This is a genomic window from Streptomyces sp. NPDC048361 (assembly GCF_040651795.1).
Taxonomy (GTDB): Bacteria; Actinomycetota; Actinomycetes; order Streptomycetales; family Streptomycetaceae; genus Streptomyces.
Map to the genome: position 1 here is coordinate 62,474 of NZ_JBEZKW010000009.1, position 23,226 is coordinate 85,699.

Here is a 23,226-nt window from a genome sequence, read left to right on the forward strand (position 1 = left end):
CGAGCGCCAACACCGGCTCGGGCGCCCCGCCCTTTCGGCTCCGCCCTTCCCGGCCCCCGAGCCGCTCCCTTCTGTCGAACTCACCTTTTTCCATGCCCACTTGGAGCACCCGATGCGGTTCACCCGTAGGAAACCCCTCGCCCTCGCCCTGACCGCGGCCGCCGCCGTGATCGCAGCACTCGGCACGGCCGGTCCGGCCGCCGCCGCATCGGTGGAGACCTGGGACAAGGTCGCCCATTGTGAGTCCTCCGACAACTGGCAGGCCGTCAACCCCAACGGTCACTACGGCGGTCTCCAGATCTCCCAGGAGAACTGGATCCACTACGGGGGGCAGGCATACGCCGACTACCCCCACCACGCCACCAAGAAGCAGCAGATCCTCATAGCCGAGCTGATCCTCAAGGACCAGGGCGCGGGCGCCTGGACCTGCAGCCCCGGAACCGGCCTCGCCACGGACAAGGCCGTGCCGTACCCGGCTACCGTCACCCGTGACCTGACCGGTGACGGGATGGCGGACCTCGCGGTCTACGAGAAGGACGGCACCATCACGATGGGCCGCGGTTTCGGTGACGGCTTCACGGGCTACCACCGGATCACGACCGGTTTCGGCGGGTACGACGGCCGGCTCCAGTTCGCCGACGCGACCGGTGACGGCATAGCCGACCTACTGGTGTACGAGAAGGACGGCACCATCACGATGGGCCGTGGTTTCGGTGACGGCTTCACCGACTACCACAAGATCGCCTCGGGCTTCGGCGGTTACGACGGCCGGCTGAAGTTCGCGGACGTCACCGGTGACGGCAAGGCCGACCTGCTGGTGTATGAGAAGGACGGTTCGATCACGATGGGCCGTGGTTTCGGTGACGGCTTCACCGACTACCACAAGATCGCCTCGGGCTTCGGCGGTTACGACGGCCGGCTGTCCTTCGCGGACGTGACGGGCGATGGCAAGGCCGACCTGGTGGTGTACGAGAAGGACGGTTCGATCACCCTGGGCCGCAGCTTCGGCGACGGGTTCACGGACTACCACCAGATCACGACCGGATTCGGTGGCTACGACGGCCGGCTGATGTTCGGTGACGTGACGGGTGACGGCAAGGCCGACCTCGTGGCGTACGAGAAGGACGGCACCATCACGATGGGCCGCGGCTTTGGTGACGGTTTCACCGACTACCACCAGATCACGACCGGCTTCGGCGGGTACGACGGCCGCCTCAGCATTGTCGGCTGATCGAGCGGCGGGCGACAGGCCGGGACGGGAGGGCTCCCGTCCCGGCCGAGCCGAGCCGTACTAGCGGGCGCCGGCCGCCGCGTCGCAGGCCTGGCCGCGCAGGGCGCGCGCCAGGTCGTCGCGGGCTTCGAGGACGAGCCGGCGCAGGGCCGGAGCAGCGCCCTCGTGCGCGGCGAGCCATGCGTCGGTCGCCTTCAGCGTCTCCTCGTCGTCCTGGAGCCCCGGGAAGAGGCCCTTCACGACGTCCATCCCGATCTGGATCGAACGCTCGGCCCAGACCCGCTCGATCGCGGCGAAGTACTTCGCGGCGTACGGCGCGGTCAGCTCGCGCTGCGAGGGCTGGTCGAACCCCGAAATCGTCGCCTCCACCAGCGCGTTGGAGAGCTGGTCCGACTCCACGACCTGCGCCCACGCCTGCGCCTTGACCACCGCCGAGGGGCGCGCCGCGAGACAGCGCACCTGGTGGCGCTTGCCGGACGCGGTGTCGTCGCGGGCCAGTTCCGCGTCGATGACGCTCTCGTCGACGACGCCGTGCGCGGCCAGCGGCTCGACGAGCGCCCAGCGCAGCTCCTGGTCCACGTCCAGACCGTCGATCTTCGCCGAGCCTGCGAGCAGCCCCTGGAGGAGCTGGAAATCGGTCCCGGAGGACGCGGTCGACGCGAAGAAGCGGGCCCAGGTGAGCTGGTGCTCGCTGCCCGGCTCCGCGAGGCGCAGCTCGCGCAGGGCGCCCGCGGAGAGCAGCGGCCCGCCCTCGGCGCGCCAGGCCGGCGCCGCGTAGTGCGTGAGCGCCGACCGGGCCCAGGCGTGCAGCATCTGAAGCACGCCGATGTCCGACTCGCGGCCCGCGTGCGCGAGGACCAGCGCGATGAAGTCACGGGCCGGCATGAGCCCGTCCCGCGTCAGGTTCCACAGCGCCGACCAGCACAGGGCGCGCGCCAGTGGGTCGGTGATGTCGCCGAGGTGGGCGCGGAGCGTGGTCAGCGAGCCCTCGTCGAAGCGGATCTTGCAGTAGGTCAGGTCGTCGTCGTTGACCAGGATCAGGTCGGGCCGCTCGGCCCCGGCCAGCTCGGCGATCACGGTGCGCGGGCCGTCGACGTCGACCTCGGCGCGGGCGTACCGCACGAGGGCGCCCGACTCGTTGCGGTAGAGGCCCACCGCGACCCGGTGCGGACGCAGTTCCGGGTGCGACGATGCGGCCTCCTGGACCACGGCGAGCTCGGTGACGCGGTCACCCGCGTCATAAGTAGCCACCGGGGTAAGGGAGTTGACGCCCGCCGTCTGGAGCCAGGACCGCGACCACGCGGCCATGTCGCGCCCGGAGACCTCTTCGAGGACGGAGAGCAGATCGCCGAGGCGGGTGTTGCCGTAGGCGTGCCGCTTGAAGTAGCGCCGGGCGCCCTCCAGGAAGTCCTCCCGGCCGACGTACGCCACGAGCTGCTTGAGCACCGAGGCGCCCTTGGCGTACGTGATGCCGTCGAAGTTGAGCTTGGCGTCCTCCAGGTCACGGATGTCGGCCGTGATCGGGTGCGTGGACGGCAGCTGGTCGGCCCGGTAGGCCCACGACTTGCGGCCGTTGGCGAACGTCACCCAGCTGTTGGTGAAGCGCGTCGCCTCGGCCAGCGAGAACGAGCCCATGAAGTCGGCGAAGGACTCCTTCAGCCACAGATCGTCCCACCACACCATGGTGACCAGGTCGCCGAACCACATGTGGGCCATCTCGTGCAGGATGACGTTGGCCCGGCGCTCGTAGGAGGCCCGGGTCACCTTGCCGCGGTAGATGTACTCCTCGCGGAAGGTCACCAGACCCGGGTTCTCCATCGCGCCCAGGTTGTACTCGGGCACGAACGCCTGGTCGTACTTCCCGAACGGGTACGGGAAGTCGAAGTTGTCGTGGAAGAAGTCCAGGCCCTGCTTGGTGACGAGGAAGACGTCGTCCGCGTCGAAGTGCTTGGCGAGGCCCTTGCGGCACATCGCGCCGAGCGGGATCTCCAGGGTGCGGCCGTCGTCGAAGCTCCGGGTGTAGGAGTCGGTGACGTAGTGGTACGGGCCCGCGACCACGCAGGTGATGTAGGTGGAGATCGGCTCGGTCGGCGCGAAGCGCCACACCCCGTCGCTCTCCTGCCCGCCGACTCCGTTGGACCACACCGTCCAGCCCTCGGGGGCCAGCGCCTCGAACACGAAGGGCGCCTTGAGGTCGGGCTGCTCGAAGGTGGCGAACACCCGGCGCGAGTCGGCCGGTTCGTACTGGGTGTAGAGGTAGACCTCGCCGTCCTCCGGGTCGACGAAGCGGTGCATGCCCTCGCCGGTCCGGCTGTAGGCGCACTGCGCGTCGACCACCAGGACGTTCTCGTCGGCCAGGTCGTCCAGGGCGATCCGGTTGCCGTCGAACACCGCGGCCACGTCCAGCGCGCGGCCGTTGAGCGTCACCGAGGTCACCGACGGGGCGATGAGGTCGGCGAAGGTCGAGGCGCCGGGGCGGGCCGAGCGGAAGCGGATCGTGGTCAGCGACCGGAAGGTGCGGGGCCCGTCCGGGGCGTCCCCGACCGCGGACCGCAGGTCGAGAGAGACGTCGTAGCCCTCGACGGACAGCAGCTCGGCCCGCTCGCGGGCCTCGTCGCGGGACAGATTCTCACCGGGCACGGGCACTCCTTTGTGTCTCGTTCGAACGGCTTCGATCCTCCCATGCCGGGTGGGCGGCGGCCGAGCGGCAAGGAGAGCGGCCGCCTGGGTGAGGGGGTGGAATGCTTTCGGCCGGTGCCGGTGTTCGCCCGTAGAGAGGTCCGTTGGCCCCGCTCTGCCCTGCCCGAAGTTGCCCGAGGAGAGACATGTCCGAGAATGCCAAGACGCCCGTCGACTTCTGGTTCGACCCGCTGTGCCCCTGGGCCTGGATGACCTCGCGCTGGATGCTGGAGGTCGAGAAGGTCCGCGACGTCGAGGTGCACTGGCACGTGATGAGCCTCGCCGTCCTCAACGAGGACCGCCTCGACGACCTGCCCGCCGAGTACGCCGAGAACATGCGGCCGGGTGGCAAGGCGTGGGGGCCCGTGCGCGTCGTCGTCGCGGCGCGCGAGCTGCACGGCGACGAGGTCGTCGGCAAGCTCTACACCGCGCTCGGCACCCGCATCCACAACGAGGGCGCCGGCGTGACCCGCGAGGCGATCGCCGCGGCGCTGGCCGACGTGGACCTACCCGCCGACCTGATCGACTACATCGACCGGGACACCAACGACAGCCAGCTGCGTGCCTCGCACAAGAAGGGCATCGAGATGGTCGGCCAGGACGTCGGCACCCCGGTCATCGCGGTGCCGGGCGCCGACGGCGAGCAGATCGCCTTCTTCGGCCCGGTCGTCACCCCCGCCCCCCAGGGCGAGGCCGCGGCCAAGCTGTGGGACGGCACGCTGTTGGTCGCCGCGACGCCCGGCTTCTACGAGCTCAAGCGCAGCCGCACGGTGGGCCCGGACTTCAGCAACCTCTGAGACGGGCTGAGGACGTGCATGCCGGGCGGCGCCGAGTAGCTGAGGGGCGCGGGGAACTGCGCGAGAAGCGGGCACGGTCCGCGGACGAAAGCGGGGTGTCCTGGGGCTCCGCCCCAGACCCCGTTCGCGCCTGAAGGGCGCTCGTCCTCCAACGCCGGACAGGCTGAGGTGGCCTGGATGGCCCGGGGTCGGGCAGCCGGACGGGCTGGGGCCGATCTCGCTGGGGGCGCGGAGGGCTACGCGAACGGCCCCCGCAAGTCACGTCCTCGCGGGAGCCGTTCGTTTCATCCGCCCGCACGTGAAGGGTGAGAAGACGATCACGAGCAGGACGACGGGGGCGCGCCGGGGTGGCGCGGGGTCCTACGGGGCCAGGATCAGGTTGTTGCCGGCCTGCTTCGCGGCGACGTAACGCCGCGCCACGTCCTGCCAGTTGACGACCCGCCACATGGCCTCGATGAAGTCGACCTTCTGGTTCTTGTACTGGAGGTAGAAGGCGTGCTCCCACGCGTCGAAGACCAGGACCGGGGTCGAGCCCTGGCCCACGTTGCCCTGGTGGTCGTAGATCTGCTCCACCACGAGGCGGCCGCTGATCGGCTCGTAGGCGAGGACACCCCAGCCCGAACCCTGCGTCGTCGCCGCGGCCTTGGTCAGCTGGGCCTTGAACTTGGCGAAGGAGCCGAAGGACTCGGCGATGGCGTCGGCCAGCTCGCCGGTGCCGTCCTTCTCCAGGGGCTCGCCACCGCCGTCACCCGTCATGTTGTGCCAGTAGATCGAGTGCAGGATGTGGCCGGAGAGGTGGAACGCGAGGTTCTTCTCCAGGCCGTTGATCGAGCCCCAGGCGTCCTTGTCGCGCGCCTCCGCGAGCTGCTCAAGGGTGTCGTTCGCGCCCTTCACGTACGCCGCGTGGTGCTTGTCGTGGTGCAGCTCGATGATCTCCGGGCTGATGACGGGTTCGAGCGCCGCGTAGTCGTACGGGAGTTCAGGAAGCGTGTAAATGGCCATGTCCGAGCCCTCCGACTGCTCACTGCAAATGCTTATTGCAATTGATGTGCAAGTGCACGCTACCAGCAGCAATGCGGCTTCGCAGGTAAGGGTGGCCTCAGGCGGTCTCGGGGGGCCTCGGGCGACCTCAGCAAAAAGTCCTGCGTCCCGGGGCGCAGGGCCCGGGGACGCAGGACAGGTGAGGGAAGCGGCGCGGGGCGCCCCGTCAGGCGTCGAGCGGCGTCCGCGTCGACGTGCGCTGGCGGATGTAGCCCACGAGCGCGAGCACCAGCGTGAGGCCGCCCGTGTAGTACAGCTGGACGCGCGTGCCGTCCTCGCGGGCCATCAGGACGAAGACGACGGCCATGCCGAGCAGTGCGACCCAGGTGAGCCACGGGTACAGCCACATCTTCACGACGAGCTTCTCCGGGGCCTCGCGCTCGGTGCGGCGGCGCAGCAGCAACTGCGAGGCGGCGATGAAGAACCAGACGACCAGGATGATCGCGCCGATGGTGTTCAGGAGCCACTGGAAGATGTCGTCGGGGCGCCAGTAGCTGAGCAGCACGCACACGAAGCCGAAGGCGGAGGAGGTGAGGACCGCGACGCGCGGCACCCCGCCGGATACCTTGCCGAGCACCTTGGGGCCCTGGCCGCGCGAGACGAGCGAGCCGGCCATGCGCGAGGCGCCGTAGATGTTGGCGTTCATCGCCGAGAGCAGGGCGACCAGGATGACGATGTTCATGATGTGGCTCGCGGCCGGGATGCCGAGGTAGTCGAGGGTCGCGACGTAGGGGCCCTTGGCGACGATGTCCTTGCCGGTCCACGGCAGCAGCGTCACGACGACCGCCATCGAGCCGACGTAGAAGATCGCGATCCGCCACATCGCGGTGCGCACGGCCTTCGCGACGCCCTGGACGGGGTGTTCGGACTCGGCCGCGGCGATGGTGACCGTCTCCAGGCCGCCGTACGCGAAGACGGAGGCGAGCAGCCCGACGATGAGGCCCTCGCTGCCGTTGGGCATGAAGCCGCCGTGGCCAGTGAGGTTGGTCAGACCCGGCGCGTGGGTGTCCGGCAGCACACCCACGATCGCGAGGACGCCGATGGCCAGGAACAGCACGATCGCGCCGATCTTCAGCGCGGCGAACCAGAACTCGAACTCGCCGAAGTTCTTCACGGCCGCCAGGTTGGTGCCGCAGAACACCAGCATGAACACGGCGACCAGCGCCCACTCCGGGACACCCGGCAGCCAGCCGTGCACGATGCCGGCGGCGCCGATCCCTTCGAGGCCGACGGCCACGCAGAGCAGGAACCAGAAGGCCCAGCCCGCGGTGAACCCGGCCCACGGCCCCATCGCGCGCTCGGCGTGGACCGAGAAGGAGCCGGACGCGGGGTTGGCGGCCGACATCTCGCCCAGCATGCGCATGACGAGCATGACCAGGGCGCCGGATATCGCGTAGGCGAGGATGATCGAGGGTCCGGCCGCGGCGATCGCCGTGCCCGATCCGACGAACAGGCCCGCGCCGATGACGCCGCCGAGGGCGATCATCGACAGGTGGCGCTGCTTGAGGCCGTGCGTGAGCGGCGAGTCGGTCTTCTGCCGGTCGTCGTCCTGCACGGGCGCGGTTGTCCGAGACATGGGCATGCCCTGTTCAGTAGCTGATCCACCGGGGCGGCGGCACGGGCCCACAGTCTTAGGGCGGCCCCGCTCAGAGGGAACACCCGACCGGTATGCGGACACTCGACTCACACAGGGTGAAGAGTCCCGTGCGTTTTGTTTACGGGACTTTCACACGCGGCGCGTGCGCAACTCCCGTACCCCTGCCACCGCGAGCACCATCGCGGTCGCCCCCGCCGACCACAGCACCTGCGGCCGGGCCGAGGAGTCGAACAGCATCAGGACGAGAATCGCGGCCATCGCGGCGAGCGCCGCCCAGGTGAGATAGGGGAACGCCCACATCCTCAAGGTCAGCGTCTCGGGGGCCTCGCGCTCGATGCGGCGGCGCAGGCGCAGCTGCGACAGCGCGATCAGCGCCCACACGAACAGGAGCACCGCGCCCACCGCGTTGAGCATGTAGAGGAACACCGAGTCCGGCCACTTCAGGTTCAGCAGGACCGAGACGAACCCGAAGGCCACCGAGGCGAGCACCGCCCGGCGCGGCACCCCGGCGCCCGCCACTTTCAGCAGGCCCTTCGGCGCCTCGCCCCGCTCGGCCAGCGAGAAGATCATGCGCGAAGAGCCGTACAGATTGGCGTTGAGCGCGGAGAGCAGCGCCACGAACACCACGATGTTCATGATCTGCCCGGCCGACGGGATGCCGATCGAGTCGAGGACCGCGACATACGGGCTCTGGCCCGGCTTCATCGACGTCCACGGCAGCAGCGTCACGATGACCAGCATCGAGCCGACATAGAAGAAGAGGATGCGCCACACCGCGCTGCGCACCGCGCGGCCCACCGCCCGCACCGGGTCGTCGGACTCGGCGGCCGCGATCGTGACGACCTCAAGGCCGCCGAACGCGAAGATCACCGCGAGCACCCCGGAGACCACCCCGCTCGCCCCGGCGGGCAGGAAGCCGCCCTGCCCGGTCAGGTTGGACAGGCCCACCGCCGAGGTGTCGGGCAGCACCCCGAAGATCGCGAGCAGGCCCAGCACCAGGAACGCGAGGATCGCGAAGATCTTCAGAGCGGCGAACCAGAACTCGAACTCACCGAAGTTCGCCACCGAGGCCAGGTTGGCGGCGGTGAACACCACCATGAAGATCAGCACCCAGGCCCACTGCGGCACCCCCGGCGCCCAGCCGTTGGCGATCTTCGCGGCGCCGGTCGCCTCCACGGCGAGCACGACGACCAGCAGGAACCAGTACAGCCAGCCCACACTGAACCCGGCCCACCGGCCGAGGGCCCGCTCGGCGTGGACCGAGAACGAGCCCGACGCCGGCATCGCCGCCGACATCTCGCCCAGCATCCGCATCACCAGCATCGCGATCGCGCCCGCGATCAGATACGACACGACGATGCCGGGCCCCGCCACCGCGATCCCGGCACCCGACCCCACGAAGAGCCCCGCACCGATCACCCCGCCGAGGCCGAGCATGGTCAGATGGCGCTGCTTCAGCCCGTGCGAGAGGGGTTCGGCGGGCAAGGGCTCGTGCATGGCGCTCGTATCGTTCGTCTCATTCGGTTTATGGGGAACCTACAGTCTCGCCCAGCCGCGACCCCGGGCGCAAAAGGGGCAGTCGAGCGCATCGCCGTAGTGACGAGGGTCACGCCGGTCTGGGTGTGCCTGCGATCCTTTGTTCAGTCCCCACCAAGACCCCAACACCCGCTTTGTGGGCGGCTGCTGGTGATCCAGCGATAATCCGTGGGCTAACGTCACGGTGTCCCCAGCACGACCCGCTGCCCCACCACCATTGCCGGAGTCCCGATGAGCACTGCGTCCGCCGCCGCCCCCCGTACCGGATCGGTCCTCGCCGACCTGCTGCCGTCCTCCCGCACCAAGGACATCGCGCTCGTCGTCGGCGGCGCCGCGCTGACCGGGCTCGCCGCCCAGATCGCCGTGCCGATCCCCGGCTCGCCCGTCCCGGTCACCGGCCAGACCTTCGCCGCGCTGCTCGTCGGCGCGGGCCTCGGCGCCGGCCGAGGCTTCCTCTCGCTCGCCCTGTACGCCCTGGTCGGCATGGCCGGCATGCCGTGGTTCGCGGACGCCACCTCCGGCGCGGGCGGCGCCTCGTTCGGTTACGTCCTCGGCATGCTGCTCGCCTCCACCGTCGTCGGCGCGCTCGCCCGCCGCGGCGCCGACCGCTCGGTCCTGCGCACCGCGGGCACGATGGTGCTCGGCTCCGCAATCATCTACGCGGTGGGCGTCCCCTACCTCGCAGCCTCGACCGGCATGTCCCTGACCGCGGCGGTCGCGGCGGGCCTCACCCCGTTCCTCCTCGGCGACGCCCTGAAGGCCGCCCTGGCGATGGGCCTGCTGCCGTCCGCATGGAAGCTGGTCGGCCGCAAGGGCTGAACCCCCGGCACGCGCACGACGAGGAGGGCCCGGCATCCGCCGGGCCCTCCTTTGGCGCACCCTCCCAGCAGGAAGGATCCTGCGTTCCCCGAACGAGTGAACGCGTCCCGGAACCCGCGGCGAAGGTGCCCGCTCGTCCAGCACGCTCCTGCCCGGGGCCGCCCGCCGGGCGTAGCCTGACACCAGCGACGAGGGAGGAACGCCAGCATGAGCGCCGACCCCATCACCGAGCCGGTGAACGAGGCACAGGACCCCATCGACCTGTTGATCGAGTTCGAGAAGGCTTCCAAGGAGCCGATTCGGGCCGAGTACGTCGAGGGAATGGTGATTGTGCCGCCTCAGCCCGACCACAACCACAACCATGCGGCCACGGAGTTGTACTTCCAGCTCCGTACGGGCGGAGTCGATCACGTCGGCATCGGTAACGGCTACCGCACCGGCGTGACCGCCGAGAAGACCCTGAGCCTGCTCGTTCCGGACTTCTACGTCATGCGGCGGGAACCGAGCGACCTGGACGAGGCGTACCGCAGGACGAACCGCGGCTGGTATCCGATCGAGCTGCTGCACCTGGCGGGTGAGGTGACCTCGACCAACCACGAGACGGACACCGGGCCGAAGTACCGCAGTTACGCCGCCGCGGGCGTTCCGCTCTACGTGATCGTGCACCGTTACGAGCGCAAGGTGTACGTCCACTCCGAGCCGGTACCGGACAAGAAGCAGCCCACCAGGAGCCACTACCGGACGACGACGGTCACCGAGGTCGGCGGCACCTTCCTGCTGCCGCAGCCGTACCCCGCCCTGGACACCTCGCTCCTGTAGGCGGGTGCCTGTAGGCGGGTGTCACGCGCTCCGCCCCTCCCGAAAGAATCCCCGGGCCGCGCGCCGCCGTGCCGGGGGATGATACGGGTCCGGTCATCGCGGACCGGATCCTGCAACGGAGGCGAATGTGCTGATCACTGTCGCGGACGTCGAAGCCGCAGCCGAGCGGATCGCCGGACATGTCGTCCGGACCCCCACGGTGCCGAGTCCCGGGCTCTCCGCACTCCTTGGCGTGCCTGTCACGGCGAAGCTGGAACTCCTGCAGCGCACCGGCTCGTTCAAGGCGCGCGGCGCCACGGCGAAACTGCTCGCGCTCGGCCCGGTCGAACGGGCCGCCGGGGTCGTGGCGGTGAGCGGAGGAAACCACGGCATCGCGGTGGCGGTCATGGCCGGCGCGCTGGGCATCGAGGCGACCGTCGTCATGCCGCGGTCCGCCCCGAGCCGTGCGGTGGTCGTCGCCGAGGCCGCCGGGGCGAGTGTCGTCCTCGCCGACACCATGGACGGCGCGTTCGCCCTCGTCGACGAGTTCACGACCAAGGGACTCACCCTGGTCCACCCCTTCGACGACCCCGTCGTCATCGCCGCCCAGGGCACGGTCGGGCTGGAGTTCGCGGAGGACGCCGGGGAACTCACGGACGTACTGGTCAGCATCGGCGGCGGGGGACTGATCGCGGGCGTCGCCACCGCGCTGCACGCGCGCCGCCCGGGCGTACGGATCTGGGGTGTGGAGACCGAAGGGGCGCGCGCCATGTCGCAGGCCCTGGCCGCCGGCGGGCCGGTACCGGTTCAACTGACCTCGGTGGTCTCGACGTTGAGCGCTCCCAGCGCCTCACCGCTCACGTACGAGCATGTGTCGGAGCTGGTCACCGAGGTCCTCACGGTGACCGACGCCGAGGCCGTGCAGGGCACCCTGGACCTGGCCGACCACGCGAAGGTCTGGGCCGAGCCCGCCGCCGGGTGCCTGCTGCCCGCGGCGCGCCGGGTGCTGGAGCGCGTCGGCGAGGACGCGCGGCTGGGCCTGGTCGTCTGCGGGGGCAACGCGACACCCGCCGATGTCCACACCTGGGCCGAGCGCTTCGGCCTGCGCTGAGCGGGCCGGCCGCGGGTCCGCAGGAGTCGCCGGCCCCGGGTGCCCTACTTGCTCCGCCGTGGTGGGCGCGACCGCTCGGCCCCGGGTGCCGTACGGGCTTCGCCGGGGCGGGGGGTCTGCTTGGCATGCCGGCCGGCACCAGTTCCGCTGGGGGCGCGGGGAACTGCGCGAGACGCGGGCACGGTCCGCAGACGAAATCGGGGTTGCTGGGGCTCCGCCCCAGATTTCGGGAGACCCCACCCCGCCCCTTCCCGAAACCCTCCGGGGGCAGGAAGGGGGCTGGGGGCCATGCCCTCCAAGGGCGAGGAGGGGCTGAGGCCAAGCCCCTGCGCTCCGCCCCCGAGGGCTGAGGTCAAGACCCGGGGCTCCGCCCCAGATGGCTGGGGTCCAAACGCCCTGGGGCTCGGCCCGACCCCGTTCGCGCCTTGAGGGCGCTCGTCCTCAAACGCAGGACGGGCTAAGGATGTGTGGGGCCCCGCCCGGCACCGAGATTCATGGCCGGGCCGGGCCGGGCCGCTACGCCGTCGTGGCGTCGTCCTTCACGGCCGGGACCGCCGCCGCGCGACCCGCGAGGACCTTCTGCTTCACCACCGCGATGACGATGACGATCGCCGCGACGAGCAGGGAGAGGAGCACCTGCTCGCGGCCCGACTTGTCGAACAGCATGTAGACGAGGACGAAGGAGATCATCCCGATCGTCAGCCAGGTGAGATAGGGGAAGCCCCACATCTTCACCGTCAGCTTCTCCGGCTGCTCGCGCAGGATGATCCCGCGCATCCGCAGCTGGGTGCAGCAGATGACCAGCCACACGAACAGGGCTACCGCGCCCGAGGAGTTCAGGAGGAACGCGAAGACGGTGTCGGGCCACTTGTAGTTGAAGAAGACCGCCACGAAGCCGAAGACGACCGAGGACAGGATCGCGATCTGCGGCACGCCCCGCTTGTTGGTGCGGGCGAAGGCCTTCGGCGCGTCGCCGCGCTCGCCGAGCGAGAACGCCATGCGGGAAGCCGTGTAGAGGCCGGAGTTGAGGCAGGACAGGACCGCCGTCAGGACGATCACGTTCATGATCTGGTCGGCGTGCGGGATGCCGATCGTCTTCAGGGCCGCCACATAGGAGCCGTCCGCGACGATCGAGGGGTCGCTCCACTTCAGGAGAGTCAGCACCACGAAGATCGAACCGAGGTAGAAGACCGCGATCCGCCAGATCACGCTGTTGGTCGCCTTGGTCACGGCGCGGCGCGGGTCCTCGGACTCGCCGGCCGCCAGGGTGACGATCTCGGAGCCCATGAAGGAGAACACGACCATCAGGACGCCGGTGAGGATCGCGCCGTACCCCTTGGGGAAGAATCCGCCCGAGTCCGTGAGGTGGGCGAAGCCCGCGCCGGGGTTGTCCGAGCCCGGCAGCACACCGAAGACGGCCAGCAGCCCGACGATCACGAAGGCGCCGATCGCGACGACCTTGATCCCGGCGAACCAGAACTCGAACTCGCCGTACGAGGAGACCGAGGCCAGATTGCTCGCGGTCAGGACCAGCATCACTATGAGCGCCCAGCCCCACTGCGGGACCCCCGGCACCCACTCGTGCAGGATCTTCGCGCCGGCCGTGCCCTCGACCGCGAGCACCACGACCCAGAAGAACCAGTAGAGCCAGCCGATCGAGAACCCGGCCCAGCGGCCGAGCGCACGGTCCGCGTACGCGGAGAACGAGCCCGACGAGGGGCGCGCGGCGGCCATCTCGCCCAGCATCCGCATCACGAACACCACCATCACGCCGACGAGGGCGTACGACAGCAGAATGGCGGGGCCGGCCGCGGCGATGCCGGATCCGGAGCCCACGAACAGGCCGGCGCCGATCACACCGCCGATGGCGATCATGGACAGATGGCGGTTCTTGAGTCCGGCCTTGAGGCCGCTGTCGGGCACCTGCGCATCACCGGGTTCACCGGGCACGCGGTCTTCCTTCGCAAGGGACGGCTGCGAGGTCATGAACGCTTCCTTACGTCTTCGGAGCACTCGGGTCACGAGCCCGGGTATTCAAACCTGGTCGGCTTCGGGACGGAAGGCCTGAATCCGGATCGTTAGACGGGGACCGAAGTCCTGACCGACCGGGACCTTGGACTCCACCCCGCTCAGCCCTGCCCAGCGCCGCGCATGTCACACTCGGTACATGCGCGTGTACCTCGGCTCCGACCATGCCGGCTTCGAACTCAAGAACCACCTCGTCGAGTGGCTCACCGCCCACGGGCACGAGCCCGTGGACTGCGGTCCGCACATCTACGACGCCCAGGACGACTACCCGCCGTTCTGTCTGCGGGCCGCCGAGAAGACGGCCGCCGACCCTCAGGCGCTCGGCATCGTGATCGGCGGCTCCGGCAACGGCGAGCAGATCGCCGCCAACAAGGTCAGGGGCGTCCGCGCCGCACTGGCCTGGAGCGAGCAGACCGCGGCCCTCGGCCGTGAGCACAACAACGCCAACGTGATCTCCATCGGCGGCCGGATGCACACCGAGGAGGAGGCGACCAAGTTCGTCGAGATCTTCCTCGCCACGCCGTACTCGGGCGAGGAGCGCCACACCCGCCGCATCGAGATGCTCACCGCGTACGAGACCACCGGCAAGCTCCCCGAGATCCCGGCCCACCACCCCCAGCAGGGCTGATCACGGCCCATGCCCGAGGGTCACACCATCCACCGCCTGGCCGCCGACCACGATCTGAGGTTCGGCGGCCGGCCGCTGCGCGCGTCCAGCCCCCAGGGCAAGTTCTCGGACGGCGCGGCCCTGGTCGACGGCCAGGTCATGGAGGGCGCCGAAGCCCACGGCAAGCACCTCTTTCTCGGCTTCGGGCCCACGGGCTGGGTCCACATCCACCTCGGCCTCTTCGGCAAGTACGGCTTCGGTGACACCCCGGCGCCGCCGCCCACCGACACCGTGCGGCTGCGCCTCCTGAACGACACCGCGTACGCCGATCTGCGCGGGCCGACGACCTGCGCGCTGATCACCGACGGCGAGAAGCAGGCGATACACGACCGGCTCGGCCCCGACCCGCTGCGGGCCGACGACACCGGCGAGAAGGCCTGGCAGCGGATCTCGAAGAGCCGCACCACCATCGCCGCCCTGCTCATGGACCAGAAGGTCGTCGCGGGCGTCGGCAACGTCTACCGCGCCGAGGTCCTCTTCCGGCACCGCATCGACCCCTACCGGCTCGGCAAGGACCTCGCCCGCGCCGAGTGGGACGCCATCTGGGCCGACCTGGTGGAGCTGATGCGCGAAGGTGTCCGGCTCAACCGGATCGACACCGTCCGCCCCGAGCACACGCCCGAGGCGATGGGCCGCCCGCCGCGCGTGGACGACCACGGCGGCGAGGTGTACGTCTACCGCCGGGCGGCCATGCCCTGCCACATCTGCGGCGACGAGATCCGCACCGCGGGCCTCGCCGCCCGCAACCTGTTCTGGTGCCCCGGCTGTCAGAAGCCGTGAGGCAGCCACGGCGCGAGCACGCTGCCGAACGCCGTCGAGGCCTCGGTCAGCGCCCCGGCGCGCAGCTCCCGCACCCGGCCCGCGCCGGCCAGTGAGGCGAGCGGGACACCGCCGAGATAGGCCGCGCCCAACTCCCGTACGGACAATGCCAGTTCGGCCGGGTCCTCGGTGCGTACACAGGACGCGCCCTTCGCGTCGCCGGTCAGCCGCCAGCGGCCCGCGTTCCACGGACAGAGGGCGTCCTCGACCTCGAAGACCACGTCGACGGGCGTCGCGTACGTCCGCGCCTCGAGCGCCGCGCCCACATCCACCAGGCGTACGTGCATGCGGTCCCGCAGCCGCAGCCCGCACCGGCGCACGTCGGAGACGAGATGCTGGAACGCGTCGTCCACCGGCCGGTCCTTCACCTCCACGGCATTGGTCAGGTCGACACCGAACAGATAGCGCCACAGCGCCGCGGCCACCGCCGGGTCCACGGCCTCCAGATCGCTCAGCACCACCCTGCCGTCCACGCCCGTCGCCTCCGACTTCACGGAGACCCGGTAGCGCGCGTATCCGACGAGCTCCCCGTCCCGCTCGGCGAGCACGCACTGCAGCGGTGAGGCGCCATCCCGGTAGGACTCCGGGTCGATCGTGGTGAACCGGTCCCAGCCGGGCTGCCGGGCCAGCATGCCCGGGCGGCGCGGCACCAGACGCGCGTACAGCTCCTCGCACGCCGCGAGCGAGTCCTTCACCTTCACATAGCGCAGCCGTACGTCATCGGTGCCCGGCGGCACGTCCAGCCGCACCCGCGCCGTGTCGATCTCTGCGGACAGCGCCATCGTGGCGACGCCGTACCCGAACCGCCCGTAGATGGCGGGCTCGGACGCCGTCAGGACGGCGAGCGCCTCGCCGCGCTCGCGCAGGTCGTCGAGCTGGCGGCGCATCATCGACGTGAGGATGCCGCGGCGGCGGTGGGTGCCGATCACACCGACGGCGGTCACGCCCGCGGCCGGCACCACGGCGCCGCCGGGCACGCTCAGCCGGAACGCGTACGTGCTGGTGGCGCCCACACACTGCGCGCCGTCCCACACCGCGATCGACCGCCCGGGGTCGATGACCTCGTGCCACATCTCCGCGTCCTCGGGAGCGTCCGGTATCCCGCCGAAGGCGACCACGAGGGCGCCGTACCACTCGTCCCACTCGGCCGGATCAAGAACGCGCAGTTCGATCGTCATATGCCATGCCTAGCAGGGCGCACGCCTCCCGGGCGACCGGATTTCCCGCACCCCCCGTCCGGGTCGGGCGTCAGGGGGCGCCTGCGCGCGGCGCCACCGGCTGGATAGGGTCCTGGGCAATGGCACGTGCGATGAGAGCGGACTCGTTCACCGCCCGGTGGCGCAAGGCGCTGCACCGGGTCCGCACCGCGGTGCGCAGATCCGGCGTCGACTACTTCCGCGGCGACGGCTCCGACTGGATCGCCCTGGGCGCGCTGCTCCTCACCGTGCCCGCCATCACTTGCGCCACCCTCCTCGCCCCCGTCTGGTGCGCGCCTTCCGCACTGGTCCTGCCGATCGTGGCGGGCGGGCTGCTGCTGCGCCCCGCGAACCTGCTCGGCCTGTACGCGGCCGCCGCGGCCGCCCTGATCGTGGAGTCGGTACGGCTCGGCCCGTACACCGCGGGGCCCTCGCGGGTCACCCCGGGAATCGTCCTCGTGGTGGCGGCGTGCGGCCTCTTCGGGCTCCTCATCGCCCAGTTCAGGGCCCGGGTCGGGGTGCCCTGGCGGCGCGGCGGCACCATGCTCTTCGACCTGCGCGAACGCATCCGGGTGCAGAGCGCGCTGCCGCAGCTCCCCAAGGGCTGGCACCGCGAGATGGCGCTGCGGCCCGCGGGCGGCCAGTCCTTCTCCGGCGACTTCGTCGTCGCCGCGCGCACCAGCGGCGGCCGCACCCTGGAGATCGTCCTCACCGACGTGTCCGGCAAGGGCATGGACGCCGGTTCGCGCGCCCTGCTGCTCTCCGGCGCCTTCGGCGGGCTGCTCGGCTCGCTGCCCCCGCACGCCTTCCTGCCCGCCGCCAACGGCTATCTGCTCCGCCAGGACTGGGACGAGGGCTTCGCCACCGCCATCCACCTCGTACTCGACCTCGACTCCGGCGACTACGAACTCCTCTCCGCCGGCCACCCTCCGGCGCTCCAGCTCCACGCGGGTTCCGGCCGCTGGCAGGAACAGGCCGCCGAAGGGCCCCTCCTCGGCGTGTACGACGGCGCGGAATTCCACCCCGCCAAGGGTTCCCTCGCCCCCGGCGACGTCCTGATGCTCTTCACCGACGGCCTGGTGGAAACCTCCGAACGTGACATCAGCGAAGGCATCGACCGGCTCACCGGCGAGGCCGACCGCTATGTCTCGACGGGCTTCGGCGGCGCGGCCTGGCATCTGATCGAGGCGGTGGCCAAGGACGTCAACGACGACCGGGCGCTGCTGCTGATCCGGCGGAACGCCTGACGATGCGACGGCCCGCCTGCTGATGGGCGCGCCCGACGGCCGAGTTCACCGAGGTACGCCGCCTGCTCGGGCTCGCCGAAACCCGTAGGGGCGCGGCCCGATTGGCCTGATTCACCTGATCGTTGGCGTTGGCGATGCGTCACCGGGGAACAACCACAGGGGTGTTGGTGGCACGATAGTCACCGTGGGGGTGTGGGCGGCATGCTCCCGGGCCGGCAAGGCGGACCGACCAAGGGTGTGTGATCAGTTGTGGCCATCTCACTGTCAGTGGTGCTGTTGTTGGCGGTCGTCCTCGTGGTGCTCATCCGCGGCGGCTCCATGAAGGCCGGCCCGGCCATCGTGGCAATACTCTTCGGCTTCTTCCTGGCCTCGACGGGCATGGCGCCCTCGATCCAGCATTTCCTCGACTCGATAGCTCAGTCGATCAACCAGATCAAGTTCTAGCGAAGGCCCGGCCGGCCCGGCCTTCGCGCGCCGCCGCCCCCGTACCGGAAAAGCGTGCCCAACAGGAAGAGCCGGTCTCCGCGTGACGCGGCTACCGGCTCCGACCTGCTTGTTCACTGCATGGAGCGGGCGACGGGAATCGAACCCGCGTAGCTAGTTTGGAAGACTAGGGCTCTACCATTGAGCTACGCCCGCAAGCATCGCGCCGCAGGTCATGGCGACCGCGGCACGTAGAGCATCGTAGCGGGTCACCCCCCGGCCGCGCACACCGCGCCCCGACGAACTCCCCGGGCGTCGCCGCGCACCCCGCGGGCGCGCACCCCAGGAGCGCCGCGAGCCCGCGTCCGGCGGTGGCGCCGGACAAAGCGGCCGACGCGCTCGCCGCGGGCATGTACCCTACGTCTCGCACCGACGGGGTGTGGCGCAGCTTGGTAGCGCGTCCGCTTTGGGAGCGGAAGGCCGTGGGTTCAAATCCCGCCACCCCGACCAGCATCACCGGCGTCCGATCGCCGTGGCCTCCGCGTATCAAGATCACATTGTGGGAGGCATCCCGCTTGCGGTTACTATGCAAGCTGCGTGCCCGTGTGTCTGATGAATCCGATGTACCGGGCCCCATCCGCTCCAGACCGTCGGTCTGCGGCAGAACCCCACAGAAGTCAGCCACAAGGAGACCGAACCGTGAAGAGCGCCGTGGAGACCCTGAACCCGACTCGGGTTCGGCTCACTGTCGAGGTGCCCTTCGAGGAGCTCAAGGACAGCCTCGACGCGGCGTACAAGAAGATCAACCAGCAGGTCACGGTCAAGGGCTTCCGTAAGGGCAAGATCCCGGCCCGAGTGATCGACCAGCGGTTCGGTCGTGGCGCCGTGCTCGAAGAGGCCGTCAATGACGCGCTTCCGAAGTTCTACACCGAGGCGATCAACGAGGCGGAGCTCAACCCGCTGGGTCAGCCCGAGGTCGACATCACCGAGCTGAAGGACGGCGAGACGCTGAACTTCACCGCGGAGGTCGACATCCGCCCGACCATCGAGATCCCGGACTACTCCGGCATCGAGGTCACCGTTGACGCCGTCGAGGTCAGCGACGAGGACGTCGAGAAGTCCGTGGAGCAGCTCCGCGAGCGCTTCGCCTCGACCTCCCCCGTCGAGCGTGCCGCCGAGGACGGCGACGTCGTCACGATCGACCTGCAGGCCAAGGTCGACGGCGAGGTCCTGGAGGACGGCGTGGCCGAGGGTGTCTCGTACACCATCGGTTCCGGCGAGCTCCTCGACGGCATCGACGAGGCCGTGAAGGGCCTGGAGGCCGGTGGCGAGGCCACCTTCTCCTCCGAGCTCAAGGGCGGCTCGGCCGAGGGCAAGGAGGCCGAGGTCACCGTCAAGGTCACCCAGGTCGCCGCCCGTGAACTGCCCGCCCTGGACGACGACTTCGCGCAGCTCGCGTCGGAGTTCGACACCCTGGACGAGCTCAAGGCCGACAGCCGCAAGCGCCTTGAGAACATGAAGCAGTACGACCAGGCCACCCAGGCCCAGGAGCGCGTCCTCGACGAGCTCCTGAAGCTGGCCGAGGTCCCGATCCCCGAGAAGCTCCTCGCGGACGAGATCCAGACCCGCAAGCACAACCTCGAGCACCACCAGCTCGGCCAGATGGGCATCGACCTCGCCAAGTACCTGGAGATCCAGGGCAAGACGGAGGAAGAGTTCACCGCCGAGACCGAGGAGCAGGCGGTCAAGGGCATCAAGACGCAGTTCATCCTCGACGAGCTGGTCAACAAGGAGAAGCTGAACGTCAACCAGGAGGAGCTCACCGAGCACCTCATGCGGCGCGCGCAGACCTCCGGCATGACCCCCGACCAGTTCGCCCAGGCCGTCGTCGAGGGTGGCCAGGTGCCGATGCTCGTCGGCGAGGTCGCCCGCGGCAAGGCGCTCGCCGTCGTCGTCGAGGCCGCCAAGGTCACCGACACCAACGGTGAGGTCGTCGACCTGGAGGACGACGAGGACGAGGCCACCGAGACGGTCGAGGCCGCCTCCGACGCCGAGCCCGCCGAGGCCGAGGCCGCGGAGAAGACCGAGGCCTGAGCCTCACCATGACCCGCGCGAGGGCCCGTACGCAGTGGCGTACGGGCCCTCGTCCGTAGCTGATGGTCCGTCGCGACGCCCCTCCATCCGCCTGCATTCCCCTTCAACCACCTTGCGCTCCGAGCGAACAGTTCGGGAACCGGGATGGCGTTGTCCCACCTGCGCGTTAGGGTCCATGAATACGAGGGTGGTGGAGTCTGGCGAGCCGGAGTCCGCGCCCCCGGAACGAAGACGCTGAGACGGCCGGAGCCGTCAGAGACGAGCAGGTGGATACGTGACGAATCTGATGCCTTACGCCGCCGGTGAGCCGTCCCTCGGTGGTGGCCTCGGTGACCAGGTCTACAGCCGACTGCTCAACGACCGCATCATCTTCCTCGGCCAGCAGGTCGACGACGAGATCGCCAACAAGATCACCGCCCAGATGCTCCTCCTGGCCGCCGCCGACCAGGACAAGGACATCTACCTCTACATCAACAGCCCCGGTGGCTCGGTGACCGCCGGCATGGCGGTCTACGACACCATGCAGTACATCCAGAACGACGTCGTCACCATCGGCATGGGCATGGCCGCATCGATGGGCCAGTTCCTGCTGACCGGCGGCGCCGCGGGCAAGCGCTTCGCGCTCCCCAACACCGACATCCTGATGCACCAGGGCTCCGCCGGCATCGGTGGCACCGCCTCCGACATCAAGATCCAGGCCGAGTACCTGATCCGTACGAAGAGGCGCATGGCGGAGATCACTGCCGCGCACTCCGGCCAGACCGTCGAGACGATCATCCGCGACGGCGACCGCGACCGCTGGTACACGGCGGAGGAGGCCAAGGCGTACGGCCTCATCGACGAGATCATCTCCGCCGCCTCGGGCGTTCCGGGCGGCGGCGGCACCGGGGCCTGAGCCCCCGGACCCGCACCGCTACCCTTGCCCACTTGAACGCCACCAGGATGGTGAACACCCCCATGAGCAACGTCAACTCGGCCAACGCCAGCGGCCTTTACACCGGCCCGCAGGTCGACAACCGCTACATCGTCCCGCGCTTCGTCGAGCGCACCTCGCAGGGCGTCCGTGAGTACGACCCGTACGCGAAGCTCTTCGAAGAGCGCGTGATCTTCCTCGGCGTGCAGATCGACGACGCGTCCGCCAACGACGTGATGGCGCAGCTCCTGTGCCTGGAGTCGATGGACCCGGACCGCGACATCTCCATCTACATCAACAGCCCGGGCGGTTCGTTCACCGCCCTCACGGCGATCTACGACACCATGCAGTTCGTGAAGCCCGACATCCAGACGGTCTGCATGGGCCAGGCGGCCTCCGCCGCCGCCGTCCTGCTCGCCGCCGGCACGCCGGGCAAGCGCATGGCGCTGCCCAACGCGCGTGTCCTGATCCACCAGCCGTCGGGCGGCACCGGCCGCGAGCAGCTCTCCGACCTGGAGATCGCGGCCAACGAAATCCTCCGGATGCGTACGCAGCTCGAGGACATGCTGGCCAAGCACTCGACGACGCCGATCGAGAAGATCCGCGACGACATCGAGCGCGACAAGATCCTCACGGCCGAGGACGCGCTGTCCTATGGCCTGGTCGACCAGATCGTGTCGACCCGCAAGACGGCGGCCTCCTCGGCCGCCTGACCCGCTTCGGTGACCCCGGCGCGGTCCACGCACAAGTGAACCGCGCCAAGGGGGGCCCGAACGAGGGGCCCGGCAAGGTACCGTCGGTAGGGGGGCCCGGGGGCGTCCCCCCGGACAACGCAGTAAGCACCAGGAGGCGGCGCACATGGCGCCTCCCAGGCGAAGGGGAAGCACCTCGTGGCACGCATCGGTGACGGCGGCGACCTGCTCAAGTGCTCGTTCTGCGGAAAGAGCCAGAAGCAGGTGAAGAAGCTCATCGCAGGCCCCGGTGTGTACATCTGCGACGAGTGCATCGACCTCTGCAACGAGATCATCGAGGAGGAACTCGCCGAGTCCTCCGAGGTGCGGTGGGAGGAACTCCCCAAGCCGCGCGAGATCTACGAGTTCCTTGAGGGGTACGTCGTCGGGCAGGAGCCCGCGAAGAAGGCCCTCTCGGTGGCGGTCTACAACCACTACAAGCGGGTCCAGGCCGGCGAGAACGGCGGCGGCACGAGCCGCGACGACGCGATCGAGCTCGCCAAGTCCAACATCCTGCTCCTCGGCCCCACCGGCTCCGGCAAGACGCTGCTCGCGCAGACCCTGGCGCGCATGCTCAACGTGCCGTTCGCCATCGCCGACGCCACCGCGCTCACCGAGGCGGGCTACGTCGGCGAGGACGTCGAGAACATCCTGCTCAAGCTGATCCAGGCCGCCGACTACGACGTCAAGAAGGCCGAGACCGGGATCATCTACATCGACGAGATCGACAAGGTCGCCCGCAAGAGCGAGAACCCGTCGATCACGCGCGACGTCAGCGGCGAGGGCGTCCAGCAGGCCCTGCTGAAGATCCTGGAGGGCACCACCGCCTCCGTACCGCCGCAGGGCGGACGCAAGCACCCGCACCAGGAGTTCATCCAGATCGACACGACGAACGTGCTGTTCATCGTGGGCGGCGCCTTCGCGGGACTTGAGAAGATCATCGAGTCGCGGGCCGGCGCCAAGGGCATCGGCTTCGGCGCCACGATCCGCTCCAAGCGGGAGATCGAGGCGAGCGACCAGTTCCAGGAGGTCATGCCGGAGGACCTGGTGAAGTTCGGGATGATCCCCGAGTTCATCGGCCGGCTCCCCGTCCTGACCTCGGTCCACAACCTCGACCGCGAGGCCCTCCTGCAGATCCTGGTCGAGCCGCGCAACGCGCTGGTCAAGCAGTACCAGCGCCTGTTCGAACTCGACGGCGTGGAGCTGGACTTCGACCGCCCGGCCCTGGAGGCCATCGCCGACCAGGCCATCCTGCGCGGCACCGGCGCGCGCGGCCTGCGCGCCATCATGGAGGAGGTCCTCCAGTCGGTGATGTACGAGGTCCCGTCCCGCAAGGACGTCGCCCGTGTCGTCATCACCGCCGACGTGGTCCGCAACAACGTCAACCCGACGCTGGTCCCGCGCGAGCCGCGCATCGTGAAGAACGACGGACGGCACGAGAAGAGCGCGTAGCGCTGCGCCGGGCTCAGCGGTAAAGCAGGTACGGCGAGCAGAGCAGC

General features: G+C 69.7%; 19 protein-coding genes and 2 tRNA genes. 14 read left to right on the top strand and 7 right to left on the bottom strand.

Annotated features, from left to right (window positions below; all coding sequences use genetic code 11):
• The first annotated feature begins 112 nt into the window (after positions 1 to 112).
• The gene (locus AB0D31_RS07495; RefSeq protein WP_362718365.1) at positions 113 to 1,231 is read left to right on the top strand and encodes a transglycosylase family protein; all 1,119 of its coding nucleotides are present in this window, start codon (positions 113 to 115) and stop codon (positions 1,229 to 1,231) included.
• Positions 1,232 to 1,291: 60 nt separating this feature from the next.
• Here AB0D31_RS07495 and pepN read toward each other — a convergent pair whose 3' ends face one another.
• A complete protein-coding gene (gene pepN / locus AB0D31_RS07500) occupies positions 1,292 to 3,871 on the bottom strand; it encodes an aminopeptidase N (RefSeq protein ID WP_362718367.1) in 2,580 nt (859 codons plus the stop codon).
• Positions 3,872 to 4,056: 185 nt separating this feature from the next.
• Between pepN and AB0D31_RS07505 the strand changes: the two genes are divergently transcribed.
• Complete coding sequence (locus AB0D31_RS07505) at positions 4,057 to 4,707, top strand: DsbA family protein (RefSeq protein WP_362718370.1); 651 nt, start codon at positions 4,057 to 4,059, stop codon at positions 4,705 to 4,707.
• 360 nt (positions 4,708 to 5,067) lie between these two features.
• On the opposite strand, the gene AB0D31_RS07510 is transcribed toward AB0D31_RS07505, so the two are convergent.
• The 3 genes from AB0D31_RS07510 to AB0D31_RS07520 form a co-directional block, all read right to left on the bottom strand.
• Positions 5,068 to 5,709 carry a superoxide dismutase gene (locus tag AB0D31_RS07510; protein ID WP_267053197.1) on the bottom strand — a complete coding sequence of 214 codons (642 nt, stop codon included), beginning with the start codon at positions 5,707 to 5,709 and terminating at the stop codon, positions 5,068 to 5,070.
• A gap of 205 nt (positions 5,710 to 5,914) precedes the next feature.
• The gene (locus AB0D31_RS07515; protein WP_362718373.1) at positions 5,915 to 7,324 is read right to left on the bottom strand and encodes an amino acid permease; all 1,410 of its coding nucleotides are present in this window, start codon (positions 7,322 to 7,324) and stop codon (positions 5,915 to 5,917) included.
• Positions 7,325 to 7,474: 150 nt separating this feature from the next.
• Complete coding sequence (locus tag AB0D31_RS07520) at positions 7,475 to 8,842, bottom strand: amino acid permease (protein ID WP_362718376.1); 1,368 nt, start codon at positions 8,840 to 8,842, stop codon at positions 7,475 to 7,477.
• Positions 8,843 to 9,112: 270 nt separating this feature from the next.
• Between AB0D31_RS07520 and AB0D31_RS07525 the strand changes: the two genes are divergently transcribed.
• The 3 genes from AB0D31_RS07525 to AB0D31_RS07535 all read left to right on the top strand — a co-directional run bounded on the left by AB0D31_RS07525 (position 9,113) and on the right by AB0D31_RS07535 (position 11,609).
• Positions 9,113 to 9,700, top strand: coding sequence for a biotin transporter BioY (locus AB0D31_RS07525; RefSeq protein ID WP_362718378.1), 588 nt, complete (start codon positions 9,113 to 9,115; stop codon positions 9,698 to 9,700).
• Between the two features lie 207 nt (positions 9,701 to 9,907).
• The gene (locus AB0D31_RS07530; protein WP_362718381.1) at positions 9,908 to 10,519 is read left to right on the top strand and encodes a Uma2 family endonuclease; all 612 of its coding nucleotides are present in this window, start codon (positions 9,908 to 9,910) and stop codon (positions 10,517 to 10,519) included.
• A gap of 130 nt (positions 10,520 to 10,649) precedes the next feature.
• A complete protein-coding gene (locus AB0D31_RS07535; protein ID WP_362718553.1) occupies positions 10,650 to 11,609 on the top strand; it encodes a threonine/serine dehydratase in 960 nt (319 codons plus the stop codon).
• Between the two features lie 516 nt (positions 11,610 to 12,125).
• Here AB0D31_RS07535 and AB0D31_RS07540 read toward each other — a convergent pair.
• Positions 12,126 to 13,595, bottom strand: coding sequence for an amino acid permease (locus tag AB0D31_RS07540; protein ID WP_362718384.1), 1,470 nt, complete (start codon positions 13,593 to 13,595; stop codon positions 12,126 to 12,128).
• Positions 13,596 to 13,776: 181 nt separating this feature from the next.
• On the opposite strand from AB0D31_RS07540, the gene AB0D31_RS07545 reads away from it, so the two are divergent.
• Together AB0D31_RS07545 and AB0D31_RS07550 are read left to right on the top strand one after the other, a co-directional pair.
• Entirely contained in the window at positions 13,777 to 14,265 is a 489-nt protein-coding gene (locus AB0D31_RS07545; protein WP_362718387.1) for a ribose-5-phosphate isomerase, read from the top strand.
• A gap of 9 nt (positions 14,266 to 14,274) precedes the next feature.
• Complete coding sequence (locus AB0D31_RS07550) at positions 14,275 to 15,084, top strand: DNA-formamidopyrimidine glycosylase family protein (protein WP_362718390.1); 810 nt, start codon at positions 14,275 to 14,277, stop codon at positions 15,082 to 15,084.
• On the opposite strand, the gene AB0D31_RS07555 is transcribed toward AB0D31_RS07550, so the two are convergent.
• Positions 15,072 to 16,301: a GNAT family N-acetyltransferase gene (locus AB0D31_RS07555; RefSeq protein ID WP_362718393.1), complete on the bottom strand. Its 1,230-nt coding sequence runs from the start codon at positions 16,299 to 16,301 to the stop codon at positions 15,072 to 15,074. The two genes, AB0D31_RS07550 and AB0D31_RS07555, sit on opposite strands and share 13 nt — an antisense overlap.
• Before the next feature lie 119 nt (positions 16,302 to 16,420).
• Here AB0D31_RS07555 and AB0D31_RS07560 point away from each other — a divergent pair, with 119 nt between their 5' ends.
• The gene (locus AB0D31_RS07560; protein ID WP_362718396.1) at positions 16,421 to 17,566 is read left to right on the top strand and encodes a PP2C family protein-serine/threonine phosphatase; all 1,146 of its coding nucleotides are present in this window, start codon (positions 16,421 to 16,423) and stop codon (positions 17,564 to 17,566) included.
• 249 nt (positions 17,567 to 17,815) lie between these two features.
• Positions 17,816 to 18,010: a hypothetical protein gene (locus AB0D31_RS07565; protein WP_267053209.1), complete on the top strand. Its 195-nt coding sequence runs from the start codon at positions 17,816 to 17,818 to the stop codon at positions 18,008 to 18,010.
• Positions 18,011 to 18,131: 121 nt separating this feature from the next.
• Here AB0D31_RS07565 and AB0D31_RS07570 read toward each other — a convergent pair.
• Positions 18,132 to 18,205: transfer RNA gene (locus AB0D31_RS07570), tRNA-Gly, on the bottom strand.
• A 217-nt stretch (positions 18,206 to 18,422) separates the two neighbouring features.
• Between AB0D31_RS07570 and AB0D31_RS07575 the strand changes: the two genes are divergently transcribed.
• The 5 genes from AB0D31_RS07575 to clpX all read left to right on the top strand — a co-directional run bounded on the left by AB0D31_RS07575 (position 18,423) and on the right by clpX (position 23,179).
• Positions 18,423 to 18,499: transfer RNA gene (locus tag AB0D31_RS07575), tRNA-Pro, on the top strand.
• A gap of 189 nt (positions 18,500 to 18,688) precedes the next feature.
• Positions 18,689 to 20,083: a trigger factor gene (gene tig / locus AB0D31_RS07580; RefSeq protein WP_362718399.1), complete on the top strand. Its 1,395-nt coding sequence runs from the start codon at positions 18,689 to 18,691 to the stop codon at positions 20,081 to 20,083.
• 286 nt (positions 20,084 to 20,369) lie between these two features.
• The gene (locus AB0D31_RS07585; RefSeq protein WP_362718556.1) at positions 20,370 to 20,978 is read left to right on the top strand and encodes an ATP-dependent Clp protease proteolytic subunit; all 609 of its coding nucleotides are present in this window, start codon (positions 20,370 to 20,372) and stop codon (positions 20,976 to 20,978) included.
• 47 nt (positions 20,979 to 21,025) lie between these two features.
• Positions 21,026 to 21,709: an ATP-dependent Clp protease proteolytic subunit gene (locus AB0D31_RS07590; RefSeq protein ID WP_362718559.1), complete on the top strand. Its 684-nt coding sequence runs from the start codon at positions 21,026 to 21,028 to the stop codon at positions 21,707 to 21,709.
• A gap of 177 nt (positions 21,710 to 21,886) precedes the next feature.
• Positions 21,887 to 23,179, top strand: coding sequence for an ATP-dependent Clp protease ATP-binding subunit ClpX (gene clpX, locus AB0D31_RS07595; protein WP_362718402.1), 1,293 nt, complete (start codon positions 21,887 to 21,889; stop codon positions 23,177 to 23,179).
• The last annotated feature ends 47 nt before the right edge of the window (positions 23,180 to 23,226 follow it).

Excerpts from the sequence above, each read along its gene's own strand:
- AB0D31_RS07495 (WP_362718365.1), top strand. The coding sequence starts at position 113 with ATGCGGTTCACCCGTAGGAAACCCCTCGCCCTCGCCCTGACCGCGGCC.
- AB0D31_RS07505 (WP_362718370.1), top strand. The coding sequence starts at position 4,057 with ATGTCCGAGAATGCCAAGACGCCCGTCGACTTCTGGTTCGACCCGCTG.
- AB0D31_RS07510 (WP_267053197.1), bottom strand. The coding sequence starts at position 5,709 with ATGGCCATTTACACGCTTCCTGAACTCCCGTACGACTACGCGGCGCTC.
- AB0D31_RS07515 (WP_362718373.1), bottom strand. The coding sequence starts at position 7,324 with ATGTCTCGGACAACCGCGCCCGTGCAGGACGACGACCGGCAGAAGACC.
- AB0D31_RS07520 (WP_362718376.1), bottom strand. The coding sequence starts at position 8,842 with ATGCACGAGCCCTTGCCCGCCGAACCCCTCTCGCACGGGCTGAAGCAG.
- AB0D31_RS07525 (WP_362718378.1), top strand. The coding sequence starts at position 9,113 with ATGAGCACTGCGTCCGCCGCCGCCCCCCGTACCGGATCGGTCCTCGCC.
- AB0D31_RS07530 (WP_362718381.1), top strand. The coding sequence starts at position 9,908 with ATGAGCGCCGACCCCATCACCGAGCCGGTGAACGAGGCACAGGACCCC.
- AB0D31_RS07540 (WP_362718384.1), bottom strand. The coding sequence starts at position 13,595 with ATGACCTCGCAGCCGTCCCTTGCGAAGGAAGACCGCGTGCCCGGTGAA.
- AB0D31_RS07545 (WP_362718387.1), top strand. The coding sequence starts at position 13,777 with ATGCGCGTGTACCTCGGCTCCGACCATGCCGGCTTCGAACTCAAGAAC.
- AB0D31_RS07550 (WP_362718390.1), top strand. The coding sequence starts at position 14,275 with ATGCCCGAGGGTCACACCATCCACCGCCTGGCCGCCGACCACGATCTG.
- AB0D31_RS07555 (WP_362718393.1), bottom strand. The coding sequence starts at position 16,301 with ATGACGATCGAACTGCGCGTTCTTGATCCGGCCGAGTGGGACGAGTGG.
- AB0D31_RS07560 (WP_362718396.1), top strand. The coding sequence starts at position 16,421 with ATGGCACGTGCGATGAGAGCGGACTCGTTCACCGCCCGGTGGCGCAAG.
- AB0D31_RS07585 (WP_362718556.1), top strand. The coding sequence starts at position 20,370 with ATGCCTTACGCCGCCGGTGAGCCGTCCCTCGGTGGTGGCCTCGGTGAC.
- AB0D31_RS07590 (WP_362718559.1), top strand. The coding sequence starts at position 21,026 with ATGGTGAACACCCCCATGAGCAACGTCAACTCGGCCAACGCCAGCGGC.